The sequence below is a fragment of the Streptosporangium sp. NPDC087985 genome, from assembly GCF_044741965.1.
Classification (GTDB): domain Bacteria; phylum Actinomycetota; class Actinomycetes; order Streptosporangiales; family Streptosporangiaceae; genus Streptosporangium.
The window spans coordinates 278,086-293,067 of record NZ_JBIUTQ010000002.1 but is presented as its reverse complement, the minus strand read 5'-3'; the positions used below and the strand labels follow the sequence as shown (position 1 = coordinate 293,067).

Genomic DNA, 14,982 nt, shown 5'->3' with positions numbered 1-14,982 from the left:
GTCGAAGGGGACCCTCATGCGCGCGGTGTGGTTGAAGGAGTTCGGCGGGCCGGAGGTGCTCGTCGCGGCGGAGACAGCCGAACCGGTGGCGGGAGCCGGGCAGGCATTGATCGAGGTGGCGTTCGCCAACATCACCTTCGTGGAGACCCAGATGCGCGCGGGCACCGGCCCGTTCAGAACGGAGTTGCCCAGGGTCCCGGGTAACGGCGTCGGCGGAACGGTCACGTCGGTCGGCGCCGGAGTCGCCGGGGAGCTGGTCGGCAGGCGGGTGATCAGCAGCACCGGCGGTTCGGGCGGCTACGCCGAGCACGTCGCGGTGGACGCCGCCGGGCTCATCGAGGTGCCGGACGGTCTGGAGCTCGACACGGCGGTGGCACTGCTGGCCGACGGGCGCACGGCGACGTCCCTGGTCCGGGCGGCCGGGCTGCGCCCCGGTGAACGCGTGCTGGTCGAGGCCGCCGCGGGCGGCGTCGGCACCCTGCTGGTCCAGCTCGCCAAGGCCGCCGGCGCCAGGGTCGTCGCGGCGGCCGGCGGCGCGCGCAAGGCCGGGCTGGCGCGTGACCTGGGCGCCGACGTGGCCGTCGACTACCTTGAGCCGGGTTGGACAGAGCGGGTGCGTGAGGCCGTCGGCGGGGTGGACGTCGTTTTCGACGGGGTCGGCGGCGCCATCAGCCGATCGGCGTTCGAACTGGTCGAGCCCGGCGGACGGATGCTCAGCTTCGGGCTCGCCAGCGGCGAATGGACGCCCGTCTCCAATGAGGTCGCCGCGGAACGCGGGGTCGCCCTGGTGCGGCCGTCGGCGACTCCCGAGGAGATGCGCGCGTTCACCCTGAGCGCGCTCGCCGAGGCGGCGGCCGGCCGGCTGCGGCCGGTGATCGGACAGCGGTTCCCCCTGGACCGGGCAGCCGACGCCCACGCGGCGATCCAGTCACGGGCCACCGTGGGAAAAACCCTGCTGGAGGTCCGCCCGTGAGGCCCCTGATCCGAAGGTGGATGTGCCGACAGAACAGGCATACCGTGCGCCATCTCCCTTCAGGCAAGGCGGCGAGCAGGCCTTTTTCTTGATCTGTGAGGATTTTCCTTCTCTCAGAAGGAAAATCCCCACAGATCAAGCATCACCCTTGGCCGCTGCTCCTTCGAGGAACAACCGGCATGGGGGCCTGAGGACAGAAGAAGGCGCCCCGGACCGTGGGCTCCGGGGCGCCTGGTGCGGCGGGATGGTCTAGCGCTGGGCTTCGATCATCCAGTGGTGCTTCTCCAGGTCCCGCGTGATCTCGATCAGGAGGTCCTGGGTGACCAGGTCGGGCTTTTCGGTGGCGGTGATGCGCTCGCGCATCCGGCGGATGATGGATCCGAGGATGTCCGTCATGGCGGCGATGACCTTGCCGTCGTTGATGTAGCCCGTCTCCAGTTGCGGCACCTCTGTCGTGTTGGCCACCGTGGAAGACCGGCCGTCGGGGTTGCACCCGAGGGCCACCGCGCGCTCGGCGACAGTGTCCGCGTGCTTCCTGGCCGCCGAGACGATCTTGTCGAGCTGCAGGTGCACGGAACGGAAGTTGTGACCGATCACGTTCCAGTGGGCCTGCTTGGTCAGGAGTGACAGGTCGAGCAGGTCGATGAGCGCGCCCTGGAGCGCGGTGGCGACGGCCTTCTTGTCTTCGGGCTTGAGCGGGCTGGTGATCGTGGACATGGAATATCTCCCCGTTTCGAGACCAGTTTCCTATTTGTGCTGAAACGCCCCTACCCATTTCCCTCTCTCTTATGTTGACACTGTCATTATTGCAGTGTCACTATCGATAGATGGAATGGACCATCGGTGAACTGGCGGAGCGGGCCTCCGCGGCGCTGACCCCCACCGCCCAGCTCAACGGGCGGGTCAGGGACGTGCCCAACGAGCGCCTCATCCGGTGGTACTCCACGATCGGGCTGCTCGACCCGCCGTCGGCCCGCCGCGGTCGCGTCGCCCTCTACGGCCGGCGCCACCTCCTCCAGCTCATCGCCATCAAGCGACGCCAGGCCGACGGCCGGACGATCGCCCAGATCCAGGCCGAGCTCGCCGGGGCCGACGACCAGGCCCTGGAGTCGATCGCCGGCATCCCGGAGACTCCGGCCGAGCCGGCCGTGCCCAGAACGGCGCGCCCGCGCTTCTGGGCTGAGCCCGCCTCACCGTCCTCCGGCTCGGAGCAGACCGCCCCCGTCACATCGGGACCGGCCACACCACGGATGGGCACGCCCACCCCGGCCGCGTCCCGGTCCACCTCACCTGGACCTGCCACACCACCACCCCACCCGCCCGCCGTGACCGTCCACGGCGTACGGCTGGCGACCGGCGTGACGCTGCTGCTCGACGGCGGCGGCCGTACGCCCACACCCGAGGACCTCGCCGAGATCACCACCGCTTCCGAGGCGCTCCTGGCGGTCCTGCGCAGACACGACCTCGCACCTGCCGAAGGGAAATCGCCATGATCACCTCTATCGCAACGCTACGGCCCGAAGAGTGCGAGCCCGTTCCGGACGCCGGGCTGGGAACACTCGTCACCGAGCGCGGCAACCTGCCGCTGGAGAGCGTGGACGTCACCTCCGCCGTGTCCGGGCTGATCGCCGGGGTCGAGGTGGTCCAGGGCTTCCGCAACCCGCACGACGTGGCGCTTGAGGCGACCTACGTCTTCCCGCTGCCCGACCGGGCCGCCGTCACCGCCTTCAGGATGGAGGCCGACGGGCGGGTCATCGAGGGGATCCTCAAGGAGCGCGGCCAGGCCAGGGCCGACTACGACCGGGCGCTCGCCGAGGGCAGGCGGGCCGCGATCGCCGAGGAGGACCGGCCCGACGTCTTCACCATCAGGGTCGGCAACATCGTGCCGGGCGAGCGGGTCACCGTGCGTCTCACGCTCAACCAGCCACTCCCCTACGAGGATGGCGCGGCGACCTTCCGCTTCCCGCTGGTCGTCGCCCCCCGCTACATCCCCGGCACCCCGCTCGACGGGGAGCAGGCGGGCAGCGGCTGGTCCCCGGACACCGGCGCGGTCCCGGACGCCTCCAGGATCACACCCCCGGTGCTGCTGCCCGGCTTCCCCAACCCGGTACGGCTCTCGCTCGCGGTCTCCGTCGACCCTGCCGGGCTGGAGCTGCGCGAGGTCCGCTCCAGCCTGCACGTGATCCAGGAGGAGGGAGACACGGTCCGCCTCCAGCCGGGCGAGCGGCTGGACCGCGACTTCATCCTGCGCCTGTACTTCGACGCCTCCACCTCGCTGGCGCTGGTTCCCGACGGCGGCGACGGCGAGGAGGGCACGTTCACGCTGGCTCTCGTCCCCGAGCAGGCACAGGTCACGGCCACTCCGAAGGACGTCGTGCTGGTGCTGGACCGCTCGGGCAGCATGACCGGCTGGAAGATGGTCGCCGCCCGGCGTGCCGCCGCCCGCATCGTCGACACGCTCACCGGCGGTGACCGGTTCGCGGTGCTCTCCTTCGACACCGTGGTGGAACGGCCCGAGGGGCTCGGCGAGGGACTGTCGGAGGCGTCCGACCGCAACCGCTACCGGGCGGTGGAACACCTCGCCCGGCTGGAGGCGCGCGGCGGCACCGAGATACTGGCCCCGCTGGAGCAGGCCGTCGCGCTGCTCGCCGACTCCACTCGGGACCGGGTCCTGGTGCTCGTCACCGACGGGCAGGTCGGCAACGAGGACCAGATCCTGGAGCGGGCCGGTGCCAGGCTGGCCGGGATGCGGGTGCACACGGTCGGCATCGACCGGGCGGTCAACGCCGGATTCCTCGGCAGACTGGCCGGGCTGGGTGCGGGACGGTGCGAGCTGGTGGAGTCGGAAGACCGCCTGGACGAGGCGATGGAGCACATCCACCACAGGATCGGTGCCCCCCTGGTCACCGACCTGTCCCTCAAGGCCGGCGGGCTCGACCTGATCCCCGGCACGGTCAGCCATCTCGGCTCGATCTACCCGGGGGTGCCGCTCACCGTCCTGGGGCGCTACCGGGGTGCCGCAGCCGGGACGCTGGCCGTACACGGGCTGGACGCGGCCGGACAGCCGTGGGAGCGGCGGGTCGCCGGAACACGCGTGGACAGTCCCGCGACGCGGGCGATCTGGGCGCGGGCCCGGCTGCGTGCCCTGGAGGACCGCTATGCCGCGGGTGACCACTCGCTGGAGGAGGAGATCGTCGAGATCTCGCTCAGGTACGGCGTGCTCTGCCGGTTCACCGCGTTCGTCGCGGTCGACAGCACGGTGGTCGCCGAGGGCGGGCCGGGGCACCACATAATCCAGCCGGTGGAGCTGCCCAGCGGCTGGGAGAGCCCGATCGTCACGGCGGCGCCGATGATGCTGGCCTCGATGGCCCAGCCGCAGGCGGCCGGACCGGCGGCCCCCGGCGTGGCCCCGATGTTCGCGGCCGACGGAATGGGCGGCGTGGAGTGGAACATGGCGCCCGGAACCGCGCGCGGCAGGATGATGTCACCTAGCCCCACGCCGGGGACGGCGCGTACCGGCCCGAGGGGGCTCCCCCGGGACGTGATCGACGAGGAGCTGAAGCGGCTGCGCGCCGCCGAGTCCCTCGGCGCCGCCGACCGGCTCCGCTACCTGGCGGACCTGGGCAGCCGCCTGGCGGCCCTGGCGGTCTACCTGGGCGGTCACGCGGAGCTTGAGGCCCTGGCCGGAGAACTGCAGTCCGGCGGGGACGTGGAGACGCTGTGGCGCCGGGCCGTCGACGGGCTGGAGGCGCTGAGCCGGCCCGGGGAGCGGCGCCCGTTCTGGAAAAAGCACGACACAATCTGAGGAGTCAGGACATGTCGATTATGGAGTGACTCCCCAGGTCAGGTCGGCTAGGGTGCCGGGATGACCAGCCCGATTTTTGCCCTTTGCGATGAATATGTCTCCCGCTCGGCGGCGCTCGACCCGGTCGACGCGGGGATGGACGGCCTCGACGTCCCGTTCGCCGCAGCCACCGACTACAGCCCGGACGGCCACGCCGCCCGAGCCGCCCTGATCAGCGAGACGCTGGGCAGGCTCACCCCCCTGGAGCCACAGGGTGAGGCGGACGTGCGGGCTGCGGCGCACCTGCGCGAGCGGCTTGAGGCCGAGCTCGCCTGGCACGAGATCGGCGAGCCGCTCCGCGCGGTGCAGGCACCGTTCGGGCTGGTCACCGACCTGCGCGACAGCGTGGACCTGCTGCCGCACGGCACCGACGACCAGTGGCGTGACGTGGCGGCCCGGCTCTCGGCCGTCCCGCAGATGCTGGACGGCTGGCGGGCGAGCCTGGAGTCGGGTCTTGCCCAGGACCTGCCGGCGGCCCGCCGTCAGGCGCTGGAGCTGGCCGTACAGCTCGACCTGTTCGCCACCGGCGGCACGCACCGGGAGTTCGTGACGGGCTACGGCGACGGCCCGGTCCGCGGCGAGCTGGACCGGGGCGCCGCGGCCGCGCACGCCGCCTACGCCGAGGCCGCCCGCTACCTGCGCGAGGACTACGCGCCCCGGGCCACGCGGGAGGACGCGGTCGGCGCCGAACGCTACGCGGTGGCCGCCCGGCTCAACCTGGGCGCCGACATCGACCTGGTGGACGCCTACGAGTGGGGCTGGGCCGAGCTCGCCCGTATCGAGGCCGAGCTGGCCGTCGAGGCGCAGCGGGTACAGCCGGGCGCCTCGGTGGAGGAGGCGACCGCGATTCTGAACGAGACGCAGTACGTCGAGGGCCTGGACGCCTACCGGGGCTGGCTGCAGGAGCGTCACGACCGGGCGGTCGAGGAACTGCACGGCACCCACTTCGACATCGCCGAGCCACTGCGCCGGGTGGACGTCACGCTGGCCCTGGGCTCGACCTCGGGGGCGGCCTACTACACCTCGCCGAGCGAGGACCTGTCACGGCCGGGCCGTACCTGGTGGCCGGTGAACGGCGACCGGAACCGGTTCGAGACCTGGAACGAGCTGACCACCGTCTTCCACGAGGGCGTGCCCGGTCACCACCTCCAGCTCGGGGCCACCCGCGTGGCCGGGGACGGCCTGTCGCGCTTCGGTAAGAACTCCTGGGTGAGCGGGCACGGCGAGGGCTGGGCGCTCTACGCCGAGCGGCTGGCCGACGAGCTGGGCTGGTTCACCGAGCCGGGCACCCGGCTGGGCATGCTCGGCGGGTCGGCACTGCGGGCCGCACGGGTGGTCATCGACATCGGCGTCCACCTGGACCTGCCGCTCCCCGACGGCTCGAAGTGGACCTTCGACAAGGCCTGCGAGGTGCTGCGTGACCGGGGCCGCGGCGAACCGCACCGGGTCCACGCCGAGGTGGTCCGCTACTTCGGCTGGCCGGGCCAGGCTCCTTCCTACAAACTCGGTGAGCGCGCCTGGCTGGCCGCCCGCGAGGAGGCCCGGCAGCGCCTGGGCGCGGGCTTCGACCTACGCCGCTGGCACACCGCGGCCCTGGAGCTCGGCCCGGTGGGTCTGTCCGGTCTGGCCGACGCCCTGCGTAGGATCGACTGACCCGGACAGAATCCCCTCCGGGCCGCGAGGACCCGGCATGACGATCTCCGGCGGTCGGTGTCCCGGCCGCGCGGGAGGTGTTCCAGGACGAGCAGGTCGCCGGCGGGTCCGGGCACCGGTACAAGTGACCTGAAGGAGCGAGATGGTGATTCTGGACGGCGGGCTGGCCACGCATCTGGAGGCGCTCGGCGCCGACCTGCGAGACGGGCTGTGGTCGGCGAAGCTCCTGCTGGAGGATCCCTCGCTGATCAGGCAGGCGCACCTCGACTACTTCGCCGCCGGGGCCGAGGTGGCGACCACGGCGAGTTACCAGGCGAGCATCCCCGCGTTCGTACGCCGGGGACTCGGCGCGGACGAGGCCGAGAAGCTGATCGTGCTGTCGGTGCGCCTGGCCGTGGAGGCCCGGGACCTCCACGGCACCGGAACGGTGGCCGCCAGCGTCGGGCCCTACGGGGCCTACCTGGCCAACGGCGCCGAGTACACCGGCGACTACGACCTCGACGAGGACGGTCTGACCTCCTGGCACCGGGACCGCTGGCACATCCTGGCCGGCAGCGGTGCCGATCTGCTGGCCTGCGAGACCATCCCGTCCTATGCCGAGGCCCGGGCGCTCGGCCGGCTGCTCACCGAGACGCCCGGGATGCGGGCGTGGGTGAGCTTCTCCTGCCGCGACGGCGAGCACCTCAGCGACGGCACCCCGCTCAAGGACGCCGCCGCGCTGTTCGCCGGCAACCCACAGGTGATCGCCGTCGGCGTCAACTGCACGGCCCCCCGCCACATTCTCAGCCTCATCGACCGGATCGAGGGTAAGCCGGTGATGGTCTATCCGAACTCCGGTGAGACCTGGGACGCCGTGGACCGCCGCTGGCTCGGGCTGGCCGACCCGGTCGAGTTCGGCGCGGCGGCGGCCGAGTGGCACGCCGCGGGGGCCGCCTTCATCGGGGGCTGCTGCCGCACCACCCCCGAGCACATCCGCCAGATCCGCGAGCACCTGGGTGCCGGCTGAGCCCGGCCCCCGACCGCCGGGGGCCGTACGTCGTCGGCTCACCCGGTTTCTCACTGAGGAACGTTTCACCCCGGGAGACTTCTGTGTTCGTCGACATGCCCCTTGAGCAGCTCAGAGAGTACCGGCCCGAGCGCCGCGAGCCCGCCGGATTCGACACCTTCTGGGAGCGGACCCTGACCGAGACGCGGCGGCACGACCTGAACGCCGTCTTCACCGAGGTGGAGGCCGGCCTGGCGCTAGTGCGCTGCTTCGACGTCCGTTACGCGGGCTTCGGCGGACACGAGATCCGGGGCTGGCTGCTGGTGCCCGCCGCGGCCGAGGGCCCGCTGCCATGCGTGGTGCAGTACATCGGCTACAACGGCGGCCGGGGCCTGCCGCACGACTGGCTGACCTGGCCGGTGGCCGGGTGGGCGGTCCTGGTGATGGACTCCCGGGGACAGGGCGGCGGCTGGCGCGCGGGCGACACCGCCGACCCGATGGGCGGCACCGGGCCGCAGGTGAGCGGCAAGCTCACCCAGGGCGTGCTCGACCCCGACGACTACTACTACCGCCGCCTGTACACCGACGGTGTCCGTGCTGTCGAAGCCGCGCGCGCCCATCCGCTGGTGGACGCCTCCCGTGTCGTCGTCTCGGGCGGCAGCCAGGGCGGCGCCCTCGCGATGGCCGTCAGCGCGCTGGTCCCCGGCTTGTTGTTCGCCTTCATCGACGTGCCGTTCATGTCCCACATCCGCCGCGCCGCCGAGATCACCGACGAGGAGCCCTACGCCGAGCTCGGCCGTTTCCTGCAGACCAACCGCCACCATCTCGACCAGGTCTTCACCACCCTCGACCACTTCGACGGCGTGAACTTCGCCGCCCGCAACACCACCCCGGCCCTCTTCTCGGTCGGCCTGCGCGACGGCATCACCCCCGCCTCCACCGTCTTCGCCGCCTACAACCACTACGCGGGCCCCAAGGACATCCGCGTGTGGCGGTTCAACGGTCACGAGGGCGGTGATTCCGCCCAGGTGGCCGAGCAGCTGAAGGTGGCACGTGACCTGCCGTCCGGGCGGTGGGCCGCCGCCGGTTCCGGCTCCGAGGGCACCGCCGACGGCCTGCCGGGACCGCTGAGGCCGTAGGTGACGACCGCGCGGTCGTTACGTCTCAGGCGCCGTCAGGTGACGAGCACCTGGGCCAGGGACATCCCGCAGAAGGCGGCGGCGAGGCCGGCCACGATGCTGGCGGCGACGTTCGCCAGAGCGAACAGGCGGGCTCCGTCCTCGGCCAGCCGCAGCGTCTCGTAGCTGAAGGTGGAGTAGGTGGTGAGCGCGCCGCAGAAGCCGGTACCGACCAGCTCCATCACGGTGCCGTTCATCGACAGGGCGGTCAGGAATCCCAGGAGGGCCGACCCGATGACGTTGACCGTGAAGGTGCCCCACGGAAACAGCGTGTCGTGGCGGGCCTGGACGGCCCGGTCGGTCAGGTAGCGCAGCGGCGCGCCCGCGGCGGCGCCGAGCGCGACCATCAGGAGGCTCACCCCGCCCCCGGGTCGGGGTCGCCCGACCGGCCGACGTAGCGGATCACCTCGACCGCGTCGACGATGACCAGTCCTTCGTCGACCAGCCCGTCCAACTGGGGGAGGAACGCCCGCACCGGCTCTTCGGCGTCGACGATGACGATGACAAGCGGGAGGTCTTCCGACAGCGACAGGATCCGGGTGGTGTGGACGCGGTTGGAGGCACCGTAGCCCTCGATGCCGCGCATCACGCTGGCCCCGGCCAGCCCGGCCCGGTGGGCCCGGTGCACGATCTCGTGGTAGAGCGGCCGGTGGTTCCACCGGTCGTTCTCACCTATGAAGATCGTCAGCCGGAGGGCCGGCCCCTGGAGCTTCATGATCGGCCTCCGTCCGGCTTCTTCCCGCGGATGATCGCGCGCGTCAGGGACGTCCCGGCGTAGACCGCGGCCAGTGCGGCGATCACCGTGGCCGCCAGGTAGAGCAGGGCGGTCCCCGGGGCACCCGCGGCGGCGGTGCCGGTGATGTCGGTGACGTAGGTGGAGAACGTGGTGAACCCGCCGAGCAGCCCGACTCCCAGGAACGGCCGGACCAGCCGGTGGACCCGCCAGGTCTCGGTGACCAGCACCATCAGCACGCCGATCAGCAGGCATCCGGCCACGTTGACGCCGAAGGTGGCCCAGGCGAAACCTCCGGCGGGATGCGGGAACGCGACGACCAGACCGTGACGGGCCAGCGCCCCGAGCACACCGCCGGCCGAGATCGCACCGAGGGTCGCCCACGGTATCCGGCGCAGCCCCGCGCGCAGGCCGGCGCCGGGATCGATACCCGGCCCGAGCGCATGACGACCGGGTGTGTCAGACATCTCGGCCACAGGCCCCCACCCGTTTCAGTCTCCGCCGTCTTCCTTCGCCAGGCGGGCGGCCTCGACCTTGGCGCTCGCGGCGTACCTGTCGACATATTCCTGGCCGGAGAGCTCCATCAGCGCGTACATGATCTCGTCGGTGACGGCGCGCAGGACGAGACGGTCCTCCTCCATCCCGTAGTAGCGGGTGAAGTCCAGCGGCTTGCCGAACTTCACCCCCGGGCGGATGCCCAGCTTGGGGAGGAGGCGGCCCGGAGGCATCATCTCGAAGGTGTTGACCATCGCCCAGGGGATGACCTGCACACGCGATTCCAGGGCCAGCCGGGCCACACCGGTCTTGCCCTTGTAGAGGCGGCCGTCGTGGGATCGGGTGCCCTCGGGGTAGATGGCGAGCACCTGTCCCTCGCCCAGCACGCGCTTGCCGGTGCGCAGGGCCGCCTCGCTGGCCTTGCCGCCCGAGCGGTCGATGGGAACGGTCCCGACGCCGCTGAAGAAGGCGCGGCTGAGAATGCCCTTCGCTCCGCGGCCGGTGAAGTAGTCGGACTTGCCGAGAGAGATCACCTTGCGTGGCAGGAACAGCGCGCCGAAGAAATGATCGGCGAACGACAGGTGGTTGCCGGCCAGGATTACCGGTCCCTCCTTGGGCACGTTCTCCACCCCTTCCGCCCACGGACGGAAGACGAAATGGAGGAAGGGCCAGAGGATGGCCTTCACCACCCAGTAGAACACGCGATACTCCTTCGATCGACGGGGGGACCTGGAGTTATCTTCGCACCTTCGGTCCCGGCCAACTACATTGCGAAACCACTCATATCGACCTCTCGCAAAATACGCCTCACTCGTGCGACGATCGGGCGAACCTTACAAGGAGCTGCGATGCCAGTCATGCCCGGCGCAGAGCCGTACCACCACAAAGGTGGGCAGATCGGCGTCTTGCTCTGCCACGGTTTTACCGGATCGCCCCAGTCACTGCGGCCGTGGGGCGAATACCTGGCCGCGGCGGGCGTGACCGTGGCGCTCCCCCGGCTGCCCGGCCACGGCACCACCTGGCAGGAGATGAACCGCACCCGCTGGGAGGACTGGTACGCCGAACTGGACAAGACCCTGGCGGACCTGCGTGGCCGCTGCGCGGAGGTCTTCGTGATGGGCCTGTCGCTGGGTGGGTGCATGGCGCTGCGGCTGGCCGAGGTCCACGGTGAGGGGATCAGGGGGCTGGTGATCGTCAATCCGTCGGTGACCAACGACGTACCGCTGCTCAGGGTGGCGCGGCTGCTCGGGCTGGTGGTCTCGTCGGTGCCGGGTGTGGCGGGTGACATCAAGAAGGCGGGGGCGACCGAGCTAGGCTACGCACGCACGCCGGTCAGGGCCGCGGCCGGCCTTCCCCGGCTGTGGGCACTGACCCAGGCGGAGCTGGACAGGGTCACCCAGCCGGTGCTGGTCTTCCACAGCCCGCAGGACCATGTGGTGAAACCGGCCAGTGTGCGTATCCTGCGTGAGAGGCTGAGCGGGGGGAATCTTAATGTGGTGGAGCTCAACGACAGCTACCACGTCGCGACGCTCGACAACGACGCGGATCGGATCTTTGCGGGGAGCCTGGAGTTCATCCAGGCGAACGCCTCAGTACCCTTGCAGAGAGACTGATCGCGAGTGGGGGATGCGCGGTTTCCGGGAGGAAGTGGGCCGACCGATGAGTAGCGAGTCCAGCTAAGTGACACCTCAAAGCGATGAGGACGAGGTCTGGCGTCAGATCGTTGCGTCCTTCAACGACACCGCTGAACGCGACGCGGCCGACCAGCCGTGGCCGGACAGTGAGAACCTGCCCCCCGAACCTCTCCGACGCGTGGTCAGGCAGTCGGGCGAGGACGATCGGCCGCCGGCGAAAGAGGACTTCACCGGCGACGACACCGGCGACGAGGCCGGACCGGAGGGCCCCGACGACGAGGGCCACTACGTCCCTCCACCGCCACCCCCGCTGCCCAAGACGGACACCGCCACCAAGATCGCATGGCTGGGCCTCTTCGGCGGCCCGGCCTACCTGCTGCTCAGCGCCGCCCTGAACTGGAACCTGCAGGGCTGGATGCTGTTCGGCGCGGTCGCGGCGTTCATCGGCGGTTTCGTGGCGTTGGTGGTACGGATGGGCGACGGGCCGCCCAACGACTCCGGCTGGGACGACGGCGCGGTCATCTGACGGCTACGGCTTGGCCCGCTCCGCCGTGCCGAGCCGCTCGATCACGTCGCTGTAGCGGCCGTCCGCGTCCACCACGTGTCCCACGGTCAGCACGGTGCCGCTGCCCGGCAGGTAGGCCACCGCCTGGAGCCTGATGGTCCGCGAGGCGACCGCGGCCGAACTGCGCAGCGCCTTGAACGTGTGCCCGTCGTAGCGGAGCAGGAACGCCTCGTCAGGCCGCTCCAGATCCACTCCGGAGATCCAGAAGCGGCCTTTGCGGTTGCCGGTCACGCCGTACAGGCGCACGTCACCGCCGGGTGGCTTCAACCGGCGCCACTGCTTGCCGTCCCAGGACAGGACCAGTGGGGCGATCTTGCTGCCGGAGTTGTCGTAGACCCCGCCGACGGCCAGTGCGCGCTTCGGCCCGTCGAGGTGGATGTCACGCAGGTAGCCGCCGCGGATGTCGGGGGCGCGGAAGGCCTTCCAGCGTCCGTCGGCCAGCCTCGTGATCAGCGGCCTGCCGCCGGTCTCGCCCACCGCCCAGCCGTCGCCCTTGGTGGACAGCGCCACGCCGTACAGCGCGCCCTTCTGCTTGAACTCCGCGAGCTTCCATCTGCCGCCCCCGGTGCCGGTGACGACGAGCGGCTTCTTGTCGCGCTGGCCGACCGCGACCATCCGGTCCGGGATGGCCGCGACCCCGCCCAGCCAGTCGCCCACGCGCAGCTCGTCGACGGTGACCCTGTCGAAGGCCGATCCGTCTCCCCTCGCCAGGTACGGCAGGCTGTCATGTCCCTCACCGACGGCCCACAGCTCGGTCGGGGAGGCGGCGGCGACCGAACGCAGGAGCCCCGCGCCGGTGGGATCGTTGCGGATGCCGACCTCGGTCCAGCGCACACCGTCCCAGTGGGTGATCGCGCTGCGGCTCTGCCAGATGTCCCAGATGCTCTGCTGTCCCACCGCCCAGACGTCGGTACCGGAGAGCCCGGCCACGTCGGAGAGCGACCCGTCACGGCTCAGCCGCGCAGTGGTCGGCGACTGCCATGCCTCCGCGGTGGACGGACTGACGGGCTCGGCGTGAGCGGCGGGTACGGGCGCCAACAGCAGGAGCACGCCTCCCGCGCACAGCGCCAGTGCACGCCGCGGAAGGCGACTGGTCATGCTCCAAATGGTACGGGGCACATTCGATCTCGTGTGCCGCTCCCCTTAATTGACCTCCGGTCCGAGGTCGGGAGGCCCAGCTCGGCGACCACCGGCAGGTGGTCGGTGGCGGCCGCCAGGTCGGCTGGGCCGGCTCCGGCCCCGCCACAGGAGATGACCTGTAAGCCCGCCGCCGCGAAGATCGCGTCGATGCGCTCTCGCGGCCTCCGGGAGGGGAAGGTGAGGCCGTCACCGCGCGGTGAGACCGGATAGCAGTCGGCCAGCTGCCCGGCGAGGAAACGCCAGGTCGGGTCGTGGGAGTGCTCGTTGATGTCCCCGGCGAGCACCGGCAGGGCGTCGAACCGGCCGGCGGCCGCCCGCAGCAGGGCCAGCGCCTCCCCGGCGTGGTACGACCGGGCGGCCGCGTCGAGATCCAGGTGGATCGAGCCGACGGCCACCCGCTGCCCCCCGGCCTCCACGACGGCGATCGCGAGCGCGCGCCGCTCCAGGCCGGGGAAGTACTTCAGCAGATGCCCCTCGCCGCACAGCAGCCGCACATCCCGGCCGACCAGCACGGCCACCCCGCCGGGACGGCGGCCCGCCGCCACGGTCAGCCCTCCGGAGGCGGCCAACCGCCCGCGCCGGTGGCGCCAACCCAGGAACCGGGGAGCCTCCTGGACGCAGAGCACGTCGGCGTGGAGTGCGGTGATCACCCGCCCCAGCGCGGCGGCGTCGTCCCTCATGGAACGCACGTTGTAGCTGGCGACCCTGAGCAGCACGGCTACCTCACTTGGCGAAACGTCATGAAACATGACGAAACTTGCCGCGAGCATAGCCCCGCGGACCCTGGCAGGCCAGGGCCCGCGGACAGCAGGTCAGGGCCGCGGATGTCTCAGCGCCTCCGGGCGAGGTCCGCCGCGCCGACCAGGCCCGCCGACGCGCCCAGCTCGGCCAGGCGGATCTCGGCCAGGGGACGGTGCCCCCTGCCGGTCAGGTTGCGGGCGAAGGCCTCACGGACCTGGTCGATCCAGAGGTCCGCGGCGCGCGAGACGCCGCCGCCGAGGATGAAGCAGCCGGGGTCGAGGATCGCGGCGAGGTCGTCGAGGCCCTGGGCGAGCCACTCCGCCATCGAGGAGAACGCGGCCAGCGCGGCCGGGTCTCCCTTCCTGGCCGCCTCGGTGACCCCCTGGCCCCCGATCTGGTCGGGGGCGCCACCGGAGATCTTCAGCAGCGTGGCGGCACGCACCGGGTCGGCCTCGGCGATCTCCTTGGCCTCGGCGACCAGGGCGTTGCCGCTGGCGTACTGCTCCCAGCAGCCCCGGTTGCCGCATCCGCACAGGCGGCCCTCCGGAACCACCTGCATGTGGCCGAGCTCGGCGCCCATGCCCCAGCGGCCCCGGTAGAGGGAGCCGTCGAACACGATCCCGCCACCGATGCCGGTGCCGATGGTCACGCAGACCAGATGGGTCTCGCCACGCCCGGCGCCGAACCTGGCCTCGCCCCACGCCATCGCGTTGGCGTCGTTCTCCACCACCACGGGCAGCCCGACGAGGTCGGAGACCTTCTTCTGCAGAGGCTCCTCTCTCCAGGCGAGGTTGGGCGCGAAGCGCACCCGCGAGCGCGTCTCGTCGATGAACCCCGCCGCGCCGAGGCCCACTGCCTCGACCTCCCTGCCCTTGGACAGCTCCCGGACCGCCTCGGCGATCGTGTCGGCGACCTGTTCGGGGTCGGTGGCGGGGGTGGGCCGCAGAAGCTGCTCGACGATCCGGCCGTCGTCGTCCACGACACCCGCCGCGACCTTGGTCCCGCCGATGTCAACGCCGATGGTCAGCGCCATTGTCCACC

At 71.4% G+C, this 14,982-nt stretch carries 16 protein-coding genes; 8 read left to right on the top strand and 8 right to left on the bottom strand.

The annotated features are described in order from the left end of the window. Nucleotides 1-16 precede the first annotated feature (16 nt). Nucleotides 17-973, top strand: a complete 957-nt coding sequence (locus tag ACIN94_RS06540) for a zinc-binding dehydrogenase (RefSeq protein WP_400700483.1) — start codon at nt 17-19, stop codon at nt 971-973. Between the two features lie 249 nt (nt 974-1,222). Here the strand turns inward: ACIN94_RS06540 and dps are convergent, their stop codons facing one another. Continuing rightward, nucleotides 1,223-1,690 carry a DNA starvation/stationary phase protection protein Dps gene (gene dps, locus ACIN94_RS06535; protein ID WP_400700481.1) on the bottom strand — a complete coding sequence of 156 codons (468 nt, stop codon included), beginning with the start codon at nt 1,688-1,690 and terminating at the stop codon, nt 1,223-1,225. 110 nt (nt 1,691-1,800) lie between these two features. On the opposite strand from dps, the gene ACIN94_RS06530 reads away from it, so the two are divergent. The 5 genes from ACIN94_RS06530 to ACIN94_RS06510 all read left to right on the top strand — a co-directional run bounded on the left by ACIN94_RS06530 (nt 1,801) and on the right by ACIN94_RS06510 (nt 8,594). Then, nucleotides 1,801-2,466: a MerR family transcriptional regulator gene (locus ACIN94_RS06530; protein WP_400700479.1), complete on the top strand. Its 666-nt coding sequence runs from the start codon at nt 1,801-1,803 to the stop codon at nt 2,464-2,466. Continuing rightward, nucleotides 2,463-4,778 carry a VIT domain-containing protein gene (locus tag ACIN94_RS06525; RefSeq protein ID WP_400700477.1) on the top strand — a complete coding sequence of 772 codons (2,316 nt, stop codon included), beginning with the start codon at nt 2,463-2,465 and terminating at the stop codon, nt 4,776-4,778. Before ACIN94_RS06530 ends, ACIN94_RS06525 begins: the two co-directional genes overlap by 4 nt. Nucleotides 4,779-4,838: 60 nt before the next feature. After that, nucleotides 4,839-6,470, top strand: a complete 1,632-nt coding sequence (locus ACIN94_RS06520) for a DUF885 domain-containing protein (RefSeq protein WP_400700475.1) — start codon at nt 4,839-4,841, stop codon at nt 6,468-6,470. A 142-nt stretch (nt 6,471-6,612) separates the two neighbouring features. Next, nucleotides 6,613-7,476 carry a homocysteine S-methyltransferase gene (gene mmuM, locus ACIN94_RS06515; protein WP_400700473.1) on the top strand — a complete coding sequence of 288 codons (864 nt, stop codon included), beginning with the start codon at nt 6,613-6,615 and terminating at the stop codon, nt 7,474-7,476. An 83-nt stretch (nt 7,477-7,559) separates the two neighbouring features. Beyond that, on the top strand, nt 7,560-8,594 hold the full coding sequence (locus ACIN94_RS06510) for an acetylxylan esterase (RefSeq protein WP_400700471.1): 1,035 nt from the start codon (nt 7,560-7,562) through the stop codon (nt 8,592-8,594). A 35-nt stretch (nt 8,595-8,629) separates the two neighbouring features. Here the strand turns inward: ACIN94_RS06510 and crcB are convergent, their stop codons facing one another. Genes crcB through ACIN94_RS06490 form a run of 4 tightly spaced genes read right to left on the bottom strand, consistent with a single transcriptional unit; the run spans nt 8,630 to nt 10,562 of the window. Continuing rightward, entirely contained in the window at nt 8,630-8,992 is a 363-nt protein-coding gene (gene crcB / locus ACIN94_RS06505) for a fluoride efflux transporter CrcB (RefSeq protein WP_400700469.1), read from the bottom strand. Then, nucleotides 8,989-9,348, bottom strand: a complete 360-nt coding sequence (locus ACIN94_RS06500) for a DUF190 domain-containing protein (RefSeq protein WP_400700467.1) — start codon at nt 9,346-9,348, stop codon at nt 8,989-8,991. Before ACIN94_RS06500 ends, crcB begins: the two co-directional genes overlap by 4 nt. Continuing rightward, entirely contained in the window at nt 9,345-9,833 is a 489-nt protein-coding gene (locus tag ACIN94_RS06495; RefSeq protein WP_400700465.1) for a fluoride efflux transporter FluC, read from the bottom strand. The genes ACIN94_RS06500 and ACIN94_RS06495 overlap by 4 nt, the downstream gene beginning before the upstream one ends. Nucleotides 9,834-9,857: 24 nt before the next feature. After that, nucleotides 9,858-10,562: a lysophospholipid acyltransferase family protein gene (locus tag ACIN94_RS06490; RefSeq protein ID WP_400700463.1), complete on the bottom strand. Its 705-nt coding sequence runs from the start codon at nt 10,560-10,562 to the stop codon at nt 9,858-9,860. A 147-nt stretch (nt 10,563-10,709) separates the two neighbouring features. Between ACIN94_RS06490 and ACIN94_RS06485 the strand changes: the two genes are divergently transcribed. Together ACIN94_RS06485 and ACIN94_RS06480 are read left to right on the top strand one after the other, a co-directional pair. After that, nucleotides 10,710-11,474 (top strand): alpha/beta hydrolase, encoded by a 765-nt coding sequence (locus ACIN94_RS06485; protein WP_400700461.1) that lies wholly within the window; start codon nt 10,710-10,712, stop codon nt 11,472-11,474. Between the two features lie 67 nt (nt 11,475-11,541). Then, nucleotides 11,542-12,021 (top strand): hypothetical protein, encoded by a 480-nt coding sequence (locus ACIN94_RS06480; protein WP_400700459.1) that lies wholly within the window; start codon nt 11,542-11,544, stop codon nt 12,019-12,021. Nucleotides 12,022-12,024: 3 nt separating this feature from the next. On the opposite strand, the gene ACIN94_RS06475 is transcribed toward ACIN94_RS06480, so the two are convergent. The 3 genes from ACIN94_RS06475 to ACIN94_RS06465 all read right to left on the bottom strand — a co-directional run bounded on the left by ACIN94_RS06475 (nt 12,025) and on the right by ACIN94_RS06465 (nt 14,974). Then, nucleotides 12,025-13,158: a hypothetical protein gene (locus tag ACIN94_RS06475; protein ID WP_400700457.1), complete on the bottom strand. Its 1,134-nt coding sequence runs from the start codon at nt 13,156-13,158 to the stop codon at nt 12,025-12,027. Next, on the bottom strand, nt 13,155-13,949 hold the full coding sequence (locus ACIN94_RS06470) for an endonuclease/exonuclease/phosphatase family protein (RefSeq protein WP_400700455.1): 795 nt from the start codon (nt 13,947-13,949) through the stop codon (nt 13,155-13,157). The genes ACIN94_RS06475 and ACIN94_RS06470 overlap by 4 nt, the downstream gene beginning before the upstream one ends. 80 nt (nt 13,950-14,029) lie before the next feature. Continuing rightward, the gene (locus tag ACIN94_RS06465) at nt 14,030-14,974 is read right to left on the bottom strand and encodes an ROK family glucokinase (RefSeq protein ID WP_400700453.1); all 945 of its coding nucleotides are present in this window, start codon (nt 14,972-14,974) and stop codon (nt 14,030-14,032) included. Nucleotides 14,975-14,982: the final 8 nt, after the last annotated feature.